This is a genomic window from Paraburkholderia phenazinium, from assembly GCF_900141745.1.
In the GTDB taxonomy this organism is placed as follows: Bacteria; Pseudomonadota; Gammaproteobacteria; order Burkholderiales; family Burkholderiaceae; genus Paraburkholderia; species Paraburkholderia phenazinium_B.
Window position 1 is genome coordinate 236,374 of sequence record NZ_FSRM01000001.1, and the last position, 16,414, is coordinate 252,787.

Here is a 16,414-nt window from a genome sequence, read left to right on the forward strand (position 1 = left end):
ACATGTCGGCACCGCGGCAATGCTTTGACGCTGGAGACGGGGTGACGGGCATGATGGGCGCAGGCTTATACCTGGGATCAGGTGCAACCCTGGCGCGGCGCGTAGTTTAACGGTTGCACCGAAAGAATGCAGGCGAAGCTAGGGTTATCCCTAGCGAGAAATTAAGGGGAACGCAAGTTTCGTAAGCGCCCGTCGCGCCTGGCCCTAAAACCTTGTAAAGATGTGCTGAGAGTGTTGACCTTCTCTCGAAATCGCCGTATAACGTTCGGGCAGGATTTCAAGCGGCGAGTGAATTGGTCTTTCGTAGTTCGCCCATCAACGGTACTCCGGTTGGTCCCATTACCCCCTTCCTTGATTTTCATGCACCCAACGGGCTTCGGCCTTATTTACCATCTTTAGGAACAAGTAATATGGAAACCGGTACCGTCAAGTGGTTCAATGACGCAAAGGGCTTCGGCTTCATCACTCCCGACGGCGGCGGTGAAGATCTGTTCGCGCATTTCTCGGAAATCCGCACGGAAGGCTTCAAGACGCTGCAAGAAAACCAAAAGGTTACGTTTGAAGTGAAGACGGGCCCGAAGGGCAAGCAAGCAGCTAACATCAAGCCGGTGTAAGCGCACGCTTCCTTCTGGACGCAAAGAAAAAACCCCGCCAAGGCGGGGTTTTTTTACGTCTGTCGGAAATACACGTGACGGCCGGCGTTTATCCGAATAGCCGCCGCGCGTGAATGCCAAGGCCCGTCGCCACGCTAGCGAGGCGATCGCCGAATACCGGCCGGGCGTCCGGAAAGGCCGCGGACAGCGCGCTGGACAGAAATGCCAAACCCGTTGAACCGCCGGTGAAATAAATCGCGCCGACGTTGCGCGGCGCCACGCCGGCCGCCTGCACGGTATCGCGCGCGGCCTGCACGATACGCAGCGTCTCGTCGTGCCCCGCCTTGATGAGCTGCGTTTCGTCGAAGGCGAGGCGCAGGTCGTCTTCCACCAGTTCCAGATCGATCATCGTCTCGCCGCCGGCTGCGACGCCGATCTTCGCCTCTTCCGCGTGCGCCGCCAAGGCATGCCCCAGCCGCCGGTCGACGACCCGCGTGAGGCGGTCATGGTGCTTCACGTCGGTGAACAGGTGCCGCATCAGCGTCAGTTCGCTGACCCGCTTGGGCCCGTAGACGGTGTTGATCAGGTGCCACGTGGCAAGGTCGAAGTAAATGCGGTTCGGAATCTCGCGTCCTTCCGGATCGAGCGTCTGATAACCCAGTTCGCGCAGAATAGTGGCAAGTTCGACACGGCGGTCGAAGTCCGTGCCCGCCACGTGCACGCCGTGATGCGCCAGCACGTCGTCCTTGCGTTCGACCCGCTTCATGCGATCCGGTCCGACCCGTACCAGCGAGAAGTCGGACGTGCCCCCGCCGATGTCGGCGACCAGCACGAGCCCCTCTTCGGCCAGATGCGACTCATAATCGAACGCCGCGGCGATCGGCTCGTACTGGAAATGAATCTCCCGCAGGCCCACCGAACGCGCCGCCGCCTCCAGTTGCTGTTGCGCAAGCTGGTCGGCGCGCGGATCATCGTCGACGAAGAACACCGGGCGGCCCAGCACCGCGCGGCTGATTGAGCTACCGGCGCTGGCTTCCGCGGAGCGCTTCAGGTGATCGACGAAGATCGCGATGACCTCGGTGTATTTGATCGCCGAGCCGTCGCCGAGGTCGGTCGAGTTTTCCGCCAGCGCCGAGCCGAGAATGCTTTTCATCGAGCGCATCAGGCGGCCGTCGAAGCCGTCTATATACGCTTCGAGCGCTGCGCGGCCGAAATCGCGCGTGTTTTCGTCCGTATTGAAGAACACTGCAGTGGGCAGCGTCGTGTAGGCACCTTCGACCGGCGCAAGCCTCAGCGCCGCGCCGTCGGGCACGGCGACGGCCGAATTCGATGTGCCAAAGTCAATCGCGCAATAGGTCATGGCAGTAAATCGCCGCTCACGGCTGGCGCGGACAGAAAGTGGACCGGCTTTGTATCACGAAAGCGCGGCGGGTATCAACCGGGTCCCTACGGACGGGTTCAACGGAACGGAAATTGCTCATTGGCGAAGGATACGCCATTCAAATTACCCCATACGTGGAGACTTGCCGCAATGACCGAGCCTGTCAGCGCCGCAGTGCAGGAAAAACCGCGCAACGTGATCGAAACCGATCTGCCGTCCCGCCTCGATCGTCTGCCTTGGGGTCAGTTTCATTCCCTGATCGTGGTCGCGTTGGGCATCACCTGGCTGCTCGACGGGCTCGAAGTGACGCTGGCCGGCGCCGTCGCCAGCGCGCTGAAGACAAGTCCAACGCTGCACTTTACCAATAGCGACGTGGGCCTGGCCGGAAGTGCCTATATCGCGGGCGCCGTGCTCGGTGCGCTCGGCTTCGGCTGGCTCACCGACCGGCTCGGCCGGCGCAAGCTGTTCTTCATCACGCTCGCGCTGTATCTGACAGCTACCGCGGCCACTGCGCTGTCGTGGAATCTGGTGAGCTTCCTGTTGTTTCGCTTTCTGACTGGTGCGGGAATCGGCGGCGAATACACGGCGATCAATTCGACGATCCAGGAATTCACGCCGGCGCGTGTACGCGGCTGGACTGACCTCGGCATCAACGGGACATTCTGGGTGGGCGCGGGAATCGGCGCGGCCGGCTCGCTCGTGTTGCTCGATCCGCATCTGCTACCCGCCGACTGGGGCTGGCGCGCGTGCTTTTTAATCGGCGCGGTGCTCGCGCTCGCGATTCTGCCGATGCGCGTCTGGGTGCCGGAAAGCCCGCGCTGGCTGCTCACACACGGTGAAGCGCCGGAAGCCACTACGATCGTCGAGAACATCGAAGCGCGCTTCCGCCGCGCCGGACATCCGCCGATGGACGAGCCGCTCACCCGCTTGCGTCTGCGCACGCGTGACCACACGCCGCTCGGCGAAGTCTTCCACGCGCTCTTTACGGTGCATCGGCGCCGCGCGCTGGTGGGCCTTTCGTTGATGACCGCGCAGGCGTTTTTCTACAACGCGATCTTCTTCACCTATGCGCTCGTGCTCACGGATTTCTATCACGTACCGGGCGATCATATCGGCTGGTATCTGCTGCCGTTTGCGCTCGGAAATTTTCTCGGACCGCTGCTGCTGGGGCGCCTGTTCGATGTGATCGGCCGCCGCAAGATGATTTTCACGACGTATGCGCTCTCGGGCATTTTGCTGACGCTCAGCGGCTATCTGTTCGAACACAACCTTCTCACTGTCACCACGCAGACGATTGCGTGGATGGTGATTTTCTTCTTCGCTTCCGCGGCAGCGAGCTCGGCTTATCTGACGGTGAGCGAATCGTTTCCGCTGGAAATTCGCGCATTGGCCATTGCCGTGTTCTACGCATTCGGCACGGCGCTAGGCGGCGTTGCCGGGCCGGCATTCTTCGGACGACTGATCGATACGCATCAGCGCAGCGCGGTGTTTACCGGCTATCTGGTCGGCTCGGCACTGATGATCGGCGCAGCGGTGGTGGCCGCGATCTGGGGCGTCGATGCGGAGCGCAAGTCGCTCGAAAACGTGGCCACTCCGTTGTCGGCGGTGACAGACACCGAGTGAGCGCGGTGCCTCGCAACACGAACACCCACTGTCCCGCACATAAGGACAGTGCATTGCCGGTCTCGCCAGTATTCGCGATCCACCATTACAGATACTGTTCAACCATGCGCTCGCTGAGTCCGCGCTGGCTCAACGGTCGCTCCAGGACCGGCTTGTCTCCCTCGCGGTTCCCCGACCAGCAGAGGCCGGTCCTGCTTCACCAGCGCGCCACGCGCGCTGGTGCTTTTTCTTTCAACGGCACGCGGCGGCCTCAACGGCAGCATTGAATGCCGCGGGTCGACCGCAATCATTCTTTCGCACTTAAAGGACCGTCCGATGGTGTCTTACCAGGAGCTGCTCAGGCAGCGCCTCCAGCTCGAAGCCGATATTGCCGCTGCGCGTGCAGCGGAGCGGCGAGCCGTCATCGCACAAATTCGCCGGTTGATGTGCGAGTACCGGCTCACCACGCGCGATGTATTGCCTGCGCGCGCAAGCCGGCGCGCGCGCCCGCAGCAAGGCCCAGAGCTCTATCAGGACCCGGTAAGCGGCGCACTCTGGTCGGGACGCGGCCGGCCGCCGCGTTGGCTGCAAGGCAAGGAGCGCGATCTATACCGCGTGAGCGGCGGGTCGGGCGAAACTGTGTCCGAATGAAAAAACGCGCGGTCTTGCGGACCGCGCGTTCCCTGTCTTTCCGAGCAATTCTCCAGCGTCTTAGAACGCCTTCTTCCATGCACCGCTATATGCGATCTCGCCCAGCGGAAAACGCGTGCGTACCGACTTCTCGCGCTCGCGCAGCACCGGGTCGAGCTTCTCGACTTCGCCGAAGTGGCCAAGCGAAATCATCGCGATCACCTCGACGTCGTCGGGGATCGCAAACGCCTTGCGGAATGCGTTGACGTCGAAACCGCTCATCTGGTGCGCAGCGAGACCTAGCGCGTGAGCCTGCAATACCAGCGCCATCGCGGCCGCGCCCGCATCGTACGGAGCGCAACGGTTCACTTCACCCTTGTTGGTGAGCGTATGCGCGGTCACGGCGATCAGCACCGGCGCCGGCGCATTCCAGCCCTGATTGAACGGCACCAGCGTGGCGAAGGCGCGCTTGAACGAGACTTCATCGCTGCTGCGATCGAACACAATGAAACGCCACGGTTGGCCGTTGTACGACGAAGGCGCCCAGCGGGCCGCTTCAAGAACCGCATGCAGGTGCTCACGGCTGATCGGCTCGCTCGAATAGGCGCGCGGACTCCAGCGACCTGCGATCAGTTCGTGAATGGGAACTGCGGTTGGGGCGGGTTTGTTGGTCATGCGCTTCTCTCAGTCGAAATTCATGATCGACGGGCGGCTGCCCGGGGCACATAGAATAACCGGGCTTCGCCGTGAGCGCTTCAAAACGGACTGATAAAACGTATTCGAGAACGCGGTGGCCCCGACGCCTACACCGGCTGTGGCGACGCTGTCCGCTCACCGCGGTTGATGCGCAGCACGATCACCGAGGCGACGAGGCACAAGCCGCCCGATATCATCGACGCCACCGTGTAAGTGCCGAGGCTCGAGCGCAGCATGCCCGCGCCCAGCGCCGCGAACGCCGCGCCGAGCTGGTGACCGGCCACCACCCAGCCGAACACGACCGGCGCTGCTTCCTTGCCGTAGACATCGGTGGCAAGACGTACGGTGGGCGGCACGGTCGCGATCCAGTCGAGTCCATAGAAAACCGCGAACAGCGGCAAACCAAAAAAGTCGATGCCGAAAGCATGCGGCAAATACATCAACGACAATCCGCGCAGCCCGTAATACCAGAACAGCAGCACCCGGCTATTGAAGCGATCCGACAGCCAGCCCGATAGCGTCGTACCGAACAGATCGAAGATGCCCATGGCGGCGAGCAGCGACGCGCCCTGCACTTCGGAGAGGCCATAGTCACCGCACATGGCGATCAGGTGGGTGCCGACGTAGCCGTTGGTACTCGCCCCGCAAATAAAGAAGCTGAAAAACAGCAGCCAGAAATCGCGCGTCTTGCTTGCCATCGCGAGCGTGCCGAAAGCGATTGCCAGCGGATTCTGCTTCGAGAGTTGGGTGTTGATGGGCGAGTCGGCCGGTTCGCCGAACGGGCGCAGCGTCAGATCGGCCGGACGCTCGGGCAACAGGAAAGCCACCAGCGGCAGCACGATCGCCGCCGCGCCCGCCACTACCCAGACCACCGGGCGCCAGCCATGATGCTCGGCAATCGCCGCGAGTAGCGGCAGGAACACCAGTTGGCCGGTGGCCGAACTGGCGGTGAGGATGCCCATCACGAGCCCGCGATGCGTCGTGAACCAGCGGTTCACCACCGTGGCGGACAAGGACAGCGCCGCCACGCCAGTCGAGCCGCCCACCATCACGCCCCAGATCAGGATCATCTGCCACGGATGCGTCATCAGCGACGACAGCGCCACACCGCTCGCCAACGTGGCGAGCGCGATCAGCACGGTTGGGCGCACGCCGAAACGTTGCATCGCCGCCGCCGCAAATGGCCCCATCAGGCCGTACAGCGCGATATTCACCGAAATTGCCAGCGAAATGGTCGCCCGGCTCCAGCCGAACTGATGCTCGAGCGGCACCATCATCACGCTTGGCGTGGCGCGCGTTCCCGCCGCAGCCAGCAACACCAGAAACACCACCGCCACGGTCAACCAACCGTAATGGAAGCGGCCGCCAATCATTCTCGCTGCCCAGTTCATCGGATCTCCAGTCGGCTCGCCGTTCGTCGAACGCAGCCGGCTCGTGTTTTGTTACGCGTTTTGTAAAGGACTTGTGACAGATCAGTCACAATGGTGTTGCGATACTAGTGACCGGTCGGTAACATGTCAAGCTATCCATTATCGAACGTAGGGTCACCATGTCCCAGAGCACTGCATCAGCACCGGCCAAGCCCGCCCGTCGCGCCCGCACGCAGACTGCAGGGCCGCAGGCGCAGGAGCATCTGCTGAAAGCCGCCGGCGAACTGTTCTATCGGGAGGGTGTGCGGGCGGTGGGGGTCGACGCCATCGTCGAGCGGGCCGGCGTCAACAAGATGAGTCTATACCGCCAGTTTTCGTCGAAGGACGACCTGGTGCTGGGCTACCTGGAGCGCCAGGATACGCGGTTTTTCAGCTACGTCGAGAAGAGCTTCGCGCAGCATCCCGGCGAACCGGCCAGGCAGCTTTTGCAGTACTTCGAAGATCTGGTCGTGCGCGCATCGGTCGAAGATTATCGCGGGTGTCCGTTTGTGAATGTCGCGGTGGAGTTTCCGGATGCATCGCATGCTGCCCGGCAATTTGTCGCCGGCAACAAGGCGCGTCTGATGGCGCGCATTACCGAGCTTGCCGTCGAGGCCGGCGCCGACGACCCAGAAGCACTTGCCAATGGGCTAGGACTGCTGATCGAAGGAGTGTATGCGGCAAGCCAGACCTACGGCCCGGGCTGCGGGCCGATTCAGGCCGCGCCGCGAGTGGCGGCGCAGTTGATTGCCGCAGCTTGTGCGACACCCGCCGCGAAGCTGTAAGCACGCGTCAGAAGGCGCGGGCCACAATCACCGCGGCCGGTAAAATGAGGCTTTCCGCCCGCCGCTCTGCCATGTCGCCGTCTTCCTCCTTCGATTCCCACGACGTCATCCTCGCCGCCACCCGTCACTGGCTGACCCGAGCCGTTATTGGCCTGAACCTCTGTCCGTTCGCCAAGGCCGTGCACGTCAAGAACCAGATTCGCTACGCGATCAGCGAAGCGACGGATCTCGAAGGGGTCCTGATCGATCTTGAAGTGGAATTGAAGACGCTCGTTGAGGCCGATCCCGCCGAAATCGACACGACGCTGCTGATCCTTCCGCAAGCACTCGCCGATTTCCTCGAATACAACGACTGTCTGTTTTTCGCGGACCGGATGCTCAAGCAGTTGCGCCTCGCAGGCGAACTGCAGATTGCGAGTTTTCACCCGCAGTACCAGTTCGAAGGAAGCGAAGCTGACGACATCGAGAACTATACGAACCGCGCACCCTATCCGGTCCTGCACCTGCTGCGCGAGGCGAGCATCGAACGTGCGGTGGAGGCGTTTCCCGACGCCGAAGCGATCTACGAGCGCAATCAGGAAACCCTGCGCCGGCTTGGGCTGGCCGGCTGGGAAAAATGGATGAGCGAGCCGGCAGGTGAGTGAATGGCAAACCTGCCGCAGATAAGCCGCAAGTCAGCAGTGAATGGCGAGTAAGCGGCAAACAGGCAGCGAACACGCGACGCGGTTTCGCCCCCCTTCCGCCCCTTAAGTCCCGCTCACGCCTCCACAAAAAACCGCTCGCGCAACTCCGCCAGCCCGAGCGTTTCCATCACCTCATTGAGCCGCTCCGTTGGACGGCGGCGCGGCAAGTCCTTGTACTGGGCGATGATCAGTTCGTTCTTCATCGAATGCTCCCAGCCCACGAGTTCGGTCACGCTCACCTGATAGCCGTGCGCCTCGAGCTGCAGACAGCGCAGCACGTTGGTGATCTGGCTGCCGAACTCCCGCGTATGCAGCGGATGGCGCCAGATTTCCGTCAAGGCGTTGCCGAGCGACCTGCTCTTGTTCTGACGCAGCACTCCCGCCACTTCGGCCTGACAGCAGGGCACCACCACGATGTACTTCGCATGCTTTTCCAGCGCGAAGCGAATCGCATCGTCGGTCGCCGTGTTGCAAGCGTGCAGCGCCGTAACGATATCGATCTGCGGCGGCAACCGGTCCGACGAAATTGATTCGGCCACCGACAGATTCAGGAACGACATGCCCTTGAAGCCGAGCCGCGTAGCCAGCGCCTCCGAACTCGTCACGAGTTCTTCACGCGTTTCAATGCCGTAGATGTGCGAATTATCCCGATGCTCCTTGAAAAACAGGTCATACAGGATAAAACCAAGGTAGGACTTCCCCGCACCGTGATCGACGAGGGTCAGGTCACCCTGGGTTTCTTTCAGATCTTTCAGCAACGGCTCGATGAACTGGAACAGGTGATAGACCTGTTTCAGCTTGCGACGGCTGTCCTGATTCATTTTGCCGTCGCGCGTGAGGATGTGCAGTTCCTTTAGCAGTTCGACAGATTGGTTGGGACGAATTTCGTGAGTTTTGCTGGACATCGTACGGACCATCATCGATTACACGGCGAACGTGCGACAGGCGACGGAAAAAGAGAGAAGTTGCTGCCAGTTTACCCAAACCGCGGCAGATCTACCGATTCAAGGCCGCCAAACGTGCGCGAAACGCGTATTCCTGGAACACTTCCTGCTCTGAAAAGGGGGCGGGAAGCGCACTAGATAGGACGCGAAACGCGTAGAAAGCGAAGCATGCAGCCCAAGCCCCGTGGCAGGCCGCATTTAGAACAACGACACACTACCGGCTGCCAGATCGATCAGGCGAACCGTACACGTGTGGGGAGGTCGGACCGGAACACTGGTCCGGACGTTACGTAACCTGCAGTGCGCCGCGATGTTAACCGGAAGCGCGCTCAGACGATATTGAGGCGGCAATGGATACGATACCCAACGGCAACGCCGAACAGAAATTCCAGGAAATGTTGACCAAACTATTGGCAACGCCAACCTGGTCCGAGAAACAGCAGATCGAACTCGAAATGGCGCGTGACATTTCGGTTGAGATGCTGCGCCTCGCCGAGTTGATGCGTGATGGCACCGTCGACATGGAAACCTGTCTGACGATGCTCAAGTACGCGAAGGTACTCGACTTCGTGATGACCACGCTCGCGTCCCGGCGCGATATCAAGCCGCAGACGCTGCGGGTGATTTTCAAGCTCGCCGGGCTGAAGGTCGACGAGGAGTATCCGGGGTGAGACGCCCGGCGCGGTACAGATAAACCGAAGAGCAAAGGCGTCGACACGCTTTCAAGGGCCGCATTGCGCAGCGATAAGGCGCGGCGGCCCTTTGCTTGACGCTTTAGCCGGTCCGAAAGCGCACCCACACCTGCTTCAGAAATGCTGCGACGCAGCAGCAATGTCCGCAACGAAATGCGAGCTTCGCGCGCTTCGAGAATCGCGTCATGCTCCTTGAACGCCACCTTCTATGGGTCGCCGGTTCTCTTCCTCATCATTCGCTCAAACATCAAGCGTAGCCCTCCGCCGGCATTGCTTTCGCAGTGCCCGCGCATGCGTCCCCGCCTGACGCGCGCCCGAGAGGTTGCTTGACCAGTCTTGCAAGCGCCTCCATTATCGGCAACTGCACACGCAGTTCCGCCTGCAGAGCGGGACGCACACGACAGAAGCGCCGCCAGCACGGCATCGCAGCGGAGCTGCAGGATCTACACGACGGATGCCGCCCCTCACGGAGGAGACATTGTTATGAGAAAAATGCGTTGGGTTGTGATCTTTCTGTGCTTTCTGGCCATTGCGGTGAACTACGTCGATCGGGCGAATCTCGCGGTCGCCGCGCCGCAGATCGAAAAGGCGCTCGGCATCGGGCCGGCCCAGATGGGTCTCATCCTGAGTGGCTTCTTCTGGACGTACGCGTTCATGCAGATGCCGTTCGGCTGGTTTGTCGACCGGGTCGGCGCCCGCATCGCGCTGCCGCTGGCAGTGGGCTGGTGGTCGGTGTTCACGGCCGCCACGTCGGTAGCGGGCAGCGTCAGTGCGATGTTCGGCTGCCGGCTGATGCTCGGCATCGGCGAGGCGGGTGCGTATCCGTCCTGCGCCAAGCTGGTCGCGCAGTGGTTCAAGCCAGCGCAGCGGGCAATCGCCACCAGCATCTTCGATAGCGGCTCGCGAGTCGGTTCTGCATTGTCGATCCCGCTCGTTGCATTGATCATCAGCACCGCGGGCTGGAAGGCCTCGTTCGTCATCACGGGCCTGCTGGGCGCGGTGTGGATCGTCGGCTGGCTGGTGATCTACCGCAGCCCCGCCCACGGCGACATGACCGGCCCCACTGACGTCCAGCTACAGCGTCAGCCACGCGCCGGCGAACCGCACGCGAGCTGGGCGTCGCTGTTCCGCCATCGCACGGTGTGGGGCATGATGCTCGGCTTCTTCTGCCTGAACTTCGTGATCTATTTCTTCATCACGTGGTTTCCGAGCTATCTCGTGCAGACGCGCGGCTTTTCGCTCAAATCGCTGGGCACGCTTGGGACGATTCCGGCATTGATGTCGATTCCCAGCGGCTGGCTGGGCGGTTATGTTTCCGACGCGCTCTACCGGCGCGGCTGGAGCCTCACCGCATCGCGCAAGACGTGCATGGTGGGCGGCATGCTGATGTCGTCGGTGATCACGCTGTCGGCCTTCACCTCGAATATCTATCTGATGCTGACGTGCTTCGGCGTCGCGTACGGCAGTCTCGCGTTTGCCGCCGCGAGTATCTGGTCGCTGCCCGCGGATGTCGCCCCCACACCGAACCATGTTGCGTCGCTCAGCGGCATTCAGAATTTCGCCTCGAACCTGGCCGGGATCGTCATCACTACGTTTACCGGCGTGATGGTCGCGTTAACCAAAGGCTCATTCACGATTCCGCTGATCGTCGCAGGTGGATTCTGCTTTTTGGGCGCGTTTAGCTATCTGGTGATCGTGGACCGGGTCGAGCCGCTGCCCACCAGGCACGATGGGCATCACGATGCCGAGACCGCGCGCTCGCCGGTCTAGGTCGAGCACGAGAGGGCTCTGGACACGAAGTCGCCGCGGGTTTGCCCGCAAGCGGCTCGCGGTGTGAAAATAGAGGGCTTTGCGCGGCCAGACGTGGCAAGCTGGCCGCGCGCACCGTTTTCTCCCTCACGCTCTCATCCGAATGCACCCCATGTCCAACCTGACCGATTCCGCTCGCGTCGCCGTGATTGGCGGCGGCCCCGCCGGGCTGATGGCCGCCGAGGCATTAGCTTCGGGAGGCGTGCAGGTCGATGTGTACGACGCGATGCCGTCGGTGGGACGCAAGTTCCTGATGGCAGGCAAAGGCGGGATGAACATCACGCATTCCGAGCCGCTTGAGGCGTTCCTCGGACGCTACGGCGCACGGCGTGAACAGATCGCAGCGCTACTGGACATGTTCGGGCCGGACGCGTTGCGCGCGTGGCTTCATAAGTTGGGCGTCGAAACGTTCGTCGGCAGTTCAGGCCGCGTGTTTCCTACCGATATGAAAGCGGCGCCGATGCTTCGCGCCTGGCTGCATCGCCTGAGGGAATCGGGCGTGCGGTTTCACATGCGGCATAAGTGGGTGGGATGGGATGCGTCGGACGGCGCAGGTGACGAGGGCACGCGGAACACTGAACGCGGGAACTCCCCGCAGCAAAAGCTTCTCTTCATGACGCCCACGGGCGAGCAGCAGGTGCGCGCGGACGCCGTGATATTCGCGCTGGGTGGCGGAAGCTGGCCGCGCCTCGGCTCAGATGCCGCATGGGTGCCGTTGATGACGGCGCGCGATGTGCCCGTTGCACCACTCCTCCCCGCCAACTGCGGCTTCGATGCAAACTGGAGCGACTACTTCCGCGAGCGTTTCGCGGGACAGCCAGTGAAACCCGTGTCAATCACGTTGATCGACACAGACGGCAACGCCCAGCATCGGCAAGGCGAGTTCGTCGTCACCGAAACGGGTATTGAGGGGAGTCTGGTGTACGCGCTGTCGGCAGCGATCCGCGAGCGGATCCTGACGGATGGCGAGGTGACGATCATGCTCGATCTTGCTCCCGCACTCACCGCGCAACGCGTGCTCGACGAAGTCACCCGCCCGCGCGGCTCACGCTCGATGTCGACCCATCTCCAGAGCCGCATCGGCCTGGGCGGAGTCAAACTCGGCCTGCTGCATGAAGCGCTGTCGAAAGAGGCGTTCGCCGACACGGCGCTGCTCGCTCAGACGATCAAGGCGCTGCCGCTGAAACTCGTACGCCCACGGCCGATTGAGGAAGCCATCAGCAGCGCGGGAGGTGTGCCGTTTGAGGCACTCGATGCGCGTCTGATGATCGGGCATGTGCCGGGGGCGTTCTGCGCCGGTGAAATGCTCGACTGGGAAGCGCCGACCGGCGGGTACCTGCTGACCGCGTGCTTCGCAAGCGGTTTGGCCGCGGGACGCGGGGCGCTGGCTTATCTGGCTGACACCAGACGCTGAACCAGGGCACCCTTCGCCGTCCCTTGTTCGCTCGCGGACTGTCGGTCCCTAGCGCGCCTTCAACCGCCACAGCGACGTCACTTCCGCCACGCGTGCGGCGTGCAGCGGATCGGTCTCATCCGACGACTTCGGATGCCGAGGCCGGATATCTTCCCGACCGATCACCGTAAGCCCAGCCTTGTCGATCGCCTCGAGCAAAAACTCGCGCGTGCGCAGACCAAGATGTTCAGCGAAATCCGACAGGATCAACCAGCCCTCCCCACCGGGCGACAGATGGTCCGCCAGCCCGTTCAGGAAGCCGAGCAGCATACGGCTGTCGTTGTCGTAGATTGCGTATTCGATCGGCGACGCCGGCCGCGCCGGCACCCACGGCGGGTTACAGACCACGAGCGGTGCGCGGCCTTCGGGGAACAGATCGGCCTCAACCACTTCAACCTGCTGGGTATAACCGAGACGTGTGAGATTCTCGCGCGCACACGCCAGCGCCCGCGGGTCCTGATCCGTGGCGACGATCTTCTTCACACCGCGTTTGGCCAGCAGCGCAGCGAGCACACCCGTGCCCGTGCCGATATCGAATGCCTTGTTCAGTGAAGGCAACGGCGTACGCGCAACCAGATCGATGTACTCACCACGCACCGGCGAAAACACGCCGTAGTGCGGATGAATGCGCTCGCCAAGCAGCGCAATCTCCACGCCCTTCTTGCGCCATTCGTGAGCGCCGATCAGACCCAGCAGTTCGCGCAGCGAAACCACCGACGGCTCATCAGTCGACGGACCATACGTCTCCGCACAGGCCAGCGCCACTTCTGGCGCACGGCGCAGGGGAATGGCGTAGCTGGCGTCGAGCGGAATCAGCAGCATGCCGAGCGTACGCGCACGTTGCGACTGCGCCTGGCGGTGAAAATTAAAGGCGTCGATCAGCGTCTCAGCCTGCTTGCGCGGCTTGCGTTCGACGCGGCGCGTCACCGCCTGCAAAAGCTGGCGGGCGTTCTGGAAATCGCCTTGCCACAGAAGCGCTGTTCCTTCGCATGCGAGGCGATAGGCGGTGTCAGCGGTGGTGCGGTCATCCGCGACGACGACGCGCCTGGGCGGTGGCACCGCTGCTTCGGAGCGCCAGCGCGCGGAGCGCGGGCCGTCGGCCTCGGGCCAGGTGATGGTCGGAGGTTCGGTGGGGTGCGGCGTAGGGTGTTGGGTCATTGAGAAAGGTGGGAATCCGATATGACAGGGACATCGGATAGACGTACATGGTAACTGATGGGCTGGCGGGATGCGGCGCGCCTGGTAGCAGTATGCTTCTTCTTGGCTTATAATAGCGCGCTGCTTTCGCCCCCTTAGCTCATTTGGTAGAGCACTTGACTTGTAATCATGAGGTGGTCTGTTCGAATCAGACAGGGGGCACCAGATAAGACGACGGGCTACGCGATGTTTGCGTAGCCCGTTTTGTTTTGGCTTTTGCGGCCGAAATGGCGCGTCGGCAGTTCGTCTCAAAACCCGCTGCGTCAGCCAGCCTTCGCTCCCGCGGCCGCCCCGTGCCGCTGCATCGCCTTGACAAGCTGCGTCCAGAGAAACTCGGCAGCGGGAGACAGCCGCCGCCCGACCCGCCGTATCACCTGACTGCCAAACTCGCGCGCGATCGGATGATCGATCTCGAGCGCGACGAGTTTCCCGGCGTCCAGATACTGCCGCGCCGCATCCGTCGACATAAACGCCACACCCAGCCCCGCCGCAGCGATTGCCTGCGCCGCCGAAAACAGGTCGCAGCGATAAGCTGGCGTCAGATTCAGCCGCTCCGCGCGGATCAGGGAGTCGAGATACTGCTGAACGCCAAAGCGCGCCTGCATGAAGATCAGCCGCTGACCGGCCAGTTGTTCGATGCGGATTCGCCGCTCGCCCGCCAGCGCGTGCTGCGGACTGACGAGCGCGCACAACGGCGCAGCGCGGAAAGTTCGCGCCCGAATGGCCGGATCGCTGCCGCCGCCCGCGCATAGACCAAGATCGACCTCGTCATTACGAACCATCGCGATGATCTCCGAGGTGGACCCGGCACGCAGGTCCACCACAATGTCCGGGAACTGCAAACTGAACGCTTCAAGCACTGTGGCAAGCAACTTCTCCACGAAACCCTCGCCAATGCCGATCTCGAGCCGTCCCCGCCGCAAACCCCGGTAGTCCTCCAGTTGCGCCAGCATCTCGGCATCGCGCCGCGCGCTTTCGCGGAAGTGCTCGACCAGGCTGAGGCCAATCTCCGTGAGCGTCACGCGCCGGCCGCGCCGTTCGAGCAACGCCACCCCATGCACACGCTCAAGCTGCGCCACCTGGCGGCTGATAACCGAACCGTTGATAGACAAAGCATCCGCGGCCGCCCGCACGCCGCCGTGCACCTCGATTTCGTGGAGATAGCGCAGACTGCGCGTGCTGAGCACGGTATCCGGCAGCGTTTCGGTGTCGCTCGACATAGCTTCATTCGTTGACATTGAAGTCAACATTATCGACCGTAAAACGTCATTGATCGGGCCTTTTTGCGGCGAAATACTGCCTTCATCCCTCACTTACGGGCAAGCTAAAAACCATGGCAGACATTGCGACTTTCTGTTCCCTCGACGACACCCACGATCTGCGCGAAGAACTGAGCGGTATCCGCCACCATCTTCATCGCCACCCGGAACTGGCCTATCAGGAGTTCAAGACCTCGGACTTCGTTGCGCAGAGCCTGGAAAGCTGGGGCTATGCCGTCACGCGCGGCCTCGGCGGCACGGGCATGGTGGCAACGCTCAAGGCCGGTACGGGTTCGCGCGCGGTCGCCGTACGCGCCGACATGGACGCTCTGCCGATCAACGAGGAGACCGGCCTGCCCTACGCCAGCAGCGAGCCAGGCCGGATGCACGCATGCGGCCACGATGGCCATACGACGATGCTGCTCGGCGCAGCCCGTCATCTGGCCCGCACGCGCCACTTCGACGGCACGGTGCATCTGGTGTTTCAACCCGCCGAAGAAATCGGCGCGGACAGCGGCGCCAAACGCATGATCGAAGACGGCCTGTTCGAGCGCTTTCCGTGCGACGCGATCTTCGGCTTGCACAATCATCCTGGTTATCCGACCGGGACCTTCATGTTCCGCAGCGGTCCGTTCATGGCGGCGTGCGACACGGTCGAGATGGTGATTCACGGGCGCGGCGGCCATGCAGCGCGGCCTCAGTTGGCGGTCGACCCGGTCGTGATTGGCGCTGCACTCGTGTTCGCGCTGCAGACTGTCGTATCACGCAGCGTCGATCCGATGCAGGCCGCCGTGGTCACGGTCGGCGCCTTCAATGCAGGGCACGCGGCGAACGTGATCCCCGAAACAGCGCGTCTGCAGATCAGCGTGCGCTCGTTCGACGCCGAGGTCCGCAAGCTGCTCGAGACGCGCATTTGCGCGCTCGCGCAAGCGCATGCAGACGCTTACGGCGCCCGTATCGAAGTCGACTACGTGCCGGGCTACCCGGTCGTCGTCAATAGCGCACCGGAGACCGAGCTTGCCCTGCAGGTCGCGCGCGAACTGGTGGGCGAGGCACGTGTGATCGACGGTTTCGGCCCTATCGCGGGCAGTGAGGACTTCGCCTACTACCTGCAGGAAAAGCCGGGCTGTTTCCTGCGCCTGGGCAACGGGGAAGGCGCGCCGATGCTGCACAACGCCTCATACGACTTCAACGACGACAACCTCACGGTGGGCGCGGCTTACTGGACGCGGCTCGTCGAGCGTTTCCTGGCCGGAACCGCGGCCGTGCACAAACCCTGAG

The 16,414-nt window shown here is 62.5% G+C and carries 15 protein-coding genes and 1 tRNA gene; 10 read left to right on the forward strand and 6 right to left on the reverse strand.

The features are described from left to right. Nucleotides 1-410 precede the first annotated feature (410 nt). Complete coding sequence (locus tag BUS06_RS01125) at nt 411-614, forward strand: cold-shock protein (protein ID WP_007180251.1); 204 nt, start codon at nt 411-413, stop codon at nt 612-614. 88 nt (nt 615-702) lie between these two features. On the opposite strand, the gene BUS06_RS01130 is transcribed toward BUS06_RS01125, so the two are convergent. Then, a complete protein-coding gene (locus tag BUS06_RS01130) occupies nt 703-1,953 on the reverse strand; it encodes an Hsp70 family protein (RefSeq protein WP_074262615.1) in 1,251 nt (416 codons plus the stop codon). 171 nt (nt 1,954-2,124) lie between these two features. Between BUS06_RS01130 and BUS06_RS01135 the strand changes: the two genes are divergently transcribed. Continuing rightward, complete coding sequence (locus tag BUS06_RS01135; RefSeq protein ID WP_074262616.1) at nt 2,125-3,597, forward strand: MFS transporter; 1,473 nt, start codon at nt 2,125-2,127, stop codon at nt 3,595-3,597. Nucleotides 3,598-3,912: 315 nt separating this feature from the next. After that, nucleotides 3,913-4,227 (forward strand): H-NS histone family protein, encoded by a 315-nt coding sequence (locus BUS06_RS01140; protein ID WP_074265851.1) that lies wholly within the window; start codon nt 3,913-3,915, stop codon nt 4,225-4,227. Between the two features lie 60 nt (nt 4,228-4,287). On the opposite strand, the gene BUS06_RS01145 is transcribed toward BUS06_RS01140, so the two are convergent. Together BUS06_RS01145 and BUS06_RS01150 are read right to left on the reverse strand one after the other, a co-directional pair. Further along, the gene (locus tag BUS06_RS01145) at nt 4,288-4,881 is read right to left on the reverse strand and encodes a nitroreductase family protein (protein WP_074262617.1); all 594 of its coding nucleotides are present in this window, start codon (nt 4,879-4,881) and stop codon (nt 4,288-4,290) included. Between the two features lie 128 nt (nt 4,882-5,009). After that, on the reverse strand, nt 5,010-6,293 hold the full coding sequence (locus tag BUS06_RS01150; protein WP_074262618.1) for an MFS transporter: 1,284 nt from the start codon (nt 6,291-6,293) through the stop codon (nt 5,010-5,012). Nucleotides 6,294-6,451: 158 nt separating this feature from the next. Here BUS06_RS01150 and BUS06_RS01155 point away from each other — a divergent pair, with 158 nt between their 5' ends. Both BUS06_RS01155 and BUS06_RS01160 read left to right on the forward strand, forming a co-directional pair. After that, nucleotides 6,452-7,096, forward strand: a complete 645-nt coding sequence (locus BUS06_RS01155; RefSeq protein WP_074262619.1) for a TetR/AcrR family transcriptional regulator — start codon at nt 6,452-6,454, stop codon at nt 7,094-7,096. A 71-nt stretch (nt 7,097-7,167) separates the two neighbouring features. Beyond that, complete coding sequence (locus BUS06_RS01160) at nt 7,168-7,740, forward strand: DUF1415 domain-containing protein (RefSeq protein ID WP_074262620.1); 573 nt, start codon at nt 7,168-7,170, stop codon at nt 7,738-7,740. Nucleotides 7,741-7,853: 113 nt separating this feature from the next. Here the strand turns inward: BUS06_RS01160 and BUS06_RS01165 are convergent, their stop codons facing one another. Further along, on the reverse strand, nt 7,854-8,684 hold the full coding sequence (locus BUS06_RS01165; RefSeq protein ID WP_074262621.1) for a class I SAM-dependent methyltransferase: 831 nt from the start codon (nt 8,682-8,684) through the stop codon (nt 7,854-7,856). A 389-nt stretch (nt 8,685-9,073) separates the two neighbouring features. On the opposite strand from BUS06_RS01165, the gene BUS06_RS01170 reads away from it, so the two are divergent. From BUS06_RS01170 to BUS06_RS01180, 3 genes are all read left to right on the forward strand, one after another. After that, nucleotides 9,074-9,394 (forward strand): DNA-binding protein, encoded by a 321-nt coding sequence (locus BUS06_RS01170; protein WP_074262622.1) that lies wholly within the window; start codon nt 9,074-9,076, stop codon nt 9,392-9,394. Nucleotides 9,395-9,898: 504 nt separating this feature from the next. Next, nucleotides 9,899-11,185, forward strand: a complete 1,287-nt coding sequence (locus BUS06_RS01175; RefSeq protein ID WP_074262623.1) for an MFS transporter — start codon at nt 9,899-9,901, stop codon at nt 11,183-11,185. Between the two features lie 151 nt (nt 11,186-11,336). Further along, nucleotides 11,337-12,638 (forward strand): TIGR03862 family flavoprotein, encoded by a 1,302-nt coding sequence (locus tag BUS06_RS01180; protein ID WP_074262624.1) that lies wholly within the window; start codon nt 11,337-11,339, stop codon nt 12,636-12,638. A 48-nt stretch (nt 12,639-12,686) separates the two neighbouring features. Here the strand turns inward: BUS06_RS01180 and BUS06_RS01185 are convergent, their stop codons facing one another. Continuing rightward, nucleotides 12,687-13,835, reverse strand: coding sequence for a methyltransferase (locus BUS06_RS01185; RefSeq protein ID WP_074262625.1), 1,149 nt, complete (start codon nt 13,833-13,835; stop codon nt 12,687-12,689). Nucleotides 13,836-13,963: 128 nt separating this feature from the next. Between BUS06_RS01185 and BUS06_RS01190 the strand changes: the two genes are divergently transcribed. Next, nucleotides 13,964-14,039 (forward strand) — tRNA-Thr (locus tag BUS06_RS01190). 98 nt (nt 14,040-14,137) lie between these two features. Here BUS06_RS01190 and BUS06_RS01195 read toward each other — a convergent pair. Beyond that, nucleotides 14,138-15,094 (reverse strand): LysR family transcriptional regulator, encoded by a 957-nt coding sequence (locus tag BUS06_RS01195; protein WP_074262626.1) that lies wholly within the window; start codon nt 15,092-15,094, stop codon nt 14,138-14,140. Between the two features lie 113 nt (nt 15,095-15,207). On the opposite strand from BUS06_RS01195, the gene BUS06_RS01200 reads away from it, so the two are divergent. Next, nucleotides 15,208-16,413, forward strand: coding sequence for a M20 aminoacylase family protein (locus tag BUS06_RS01200; RefSeq protein WP_074262627.1), 1,206 nt, complete (start codon nt 15,208-15,210; stop codon nt 16,411-16,413). Nucleotide 16,414: the final 1 nt, after the last annotated feature.

What these genes read in the sequence shown, in the direction of transcription:
- BUS06_RS01195 (WP_074262626.1), bottom strand. Translation starts at nt 15,094, where the DNA reads ATGTCGAGCGACACCGAAACGCTGCCGGATACCGTGCTCAGCACGCGC.
- BUS06_RS01155 (WP_074262619.1), top strand. Translation starts at nt 6,452, where the DNA reads ATGTCCCAGAGCACTGCATCAGCACCGGCCAAGCCCGCCCGTCGCGCC.
- BUS06_RS01145 (WP_074262617.1), bottom strand. Translation starts at nt 4,881, where the DNA reads ATGACCAACAAACCCGCCCCAACCGCAGTTCCCATTCACGAACTGATC.
- BUS06_RS01180 (WP_074262624.1), top strand. Translation starts at nt 11,337, where the DNA reads ATGTCCAACCTGACCGATTCCGCTCGCGTCGCCGTGATTGGCGGCGGC.
- BUS06_RS01175 (WP_074262623.1), top strand. Translation starts at nt 9,899, where the DNA reads ATGAGAAAAATGCGTTGGGTTGTGATCTTTCTGTGCTTTCTGGCCATT.
- BUS06_RS01135 (WP_074262616.1), top strand. Translation starts at nt 2,125, where the DNA reads ATGACCGAGCCTGTCAGCGCCGCAGTGCAGGAAAAACCGCGCAACGTG.
- BUS06_RS01150 (WP_074262618.1), bottom strand. Translation starts at nt 6,293, where the DNA reads ATGAACTGGGCAGCGAGAATGATTGGCGGCCGCTTCCATTACGGTTGG.
- BUS06_RS01140 (WP_074265851.1), top strand. Translation starts at nt 3,913, where the DNA reads ATGGTGTCTTACCAGGAGCTGCTCAGGCAGCGCCTCCAGCTCGAAGCC.
- BUS06_RS01160 (WP_074262620.1), top strand. Translation starts at nt 7,168, where the DNA reads ATGTCGCCGTCTTCCTCCTTCGATTCCCACGACGTCATCCTCGCCGCC.
- BUS06_RS01170 (WP_074262622.1), top strand. Translation starts at nt 9,074, where the DNA reads ATGGATACGATACCCAACGGCAACGCCGAACAGAAATTCCAGGAAATG.
- BUS06_RS01185 (WP_074262625.1), bottom strand. Translation starts at nt 13,835, where the DNA reads ATGACCCAACACCCTACGCCGCACCCCACCGAACCTCCGACCATCACC.
- BUS06_RS01130 (WP_074262615.1), bottom strand. Translation starts at nt 1,953, where the DNA reads ATGACCTATTGCGCGATTGACTTTGGCACATCGAATTCGGCCGTCGCC.
- BUS06_RS01165 (WP_074262621.1), bottom strand. Translation starts at nt 8,684, where the DNA reads ATGTCCAGCAAAACTCACGAAATTCGTCCCAACCAATCTGTCGAACTG.
- BUS06_RS01200 (WP_074262627.1), top strand. Translation starts at nt 15,208, where the DNA reads ATGGCAGACATTGCGACTTTCTGTTCCCTCGACGACACCCACGATCTG.
- BUS06_RS01125 (WP_007180251.1), top strand. Translation starts at nt 411, where the DNA reads ATGGAAACCGGTACCGTCAAGTGGTTCAATGACGCAAAGGGCTTCGGC.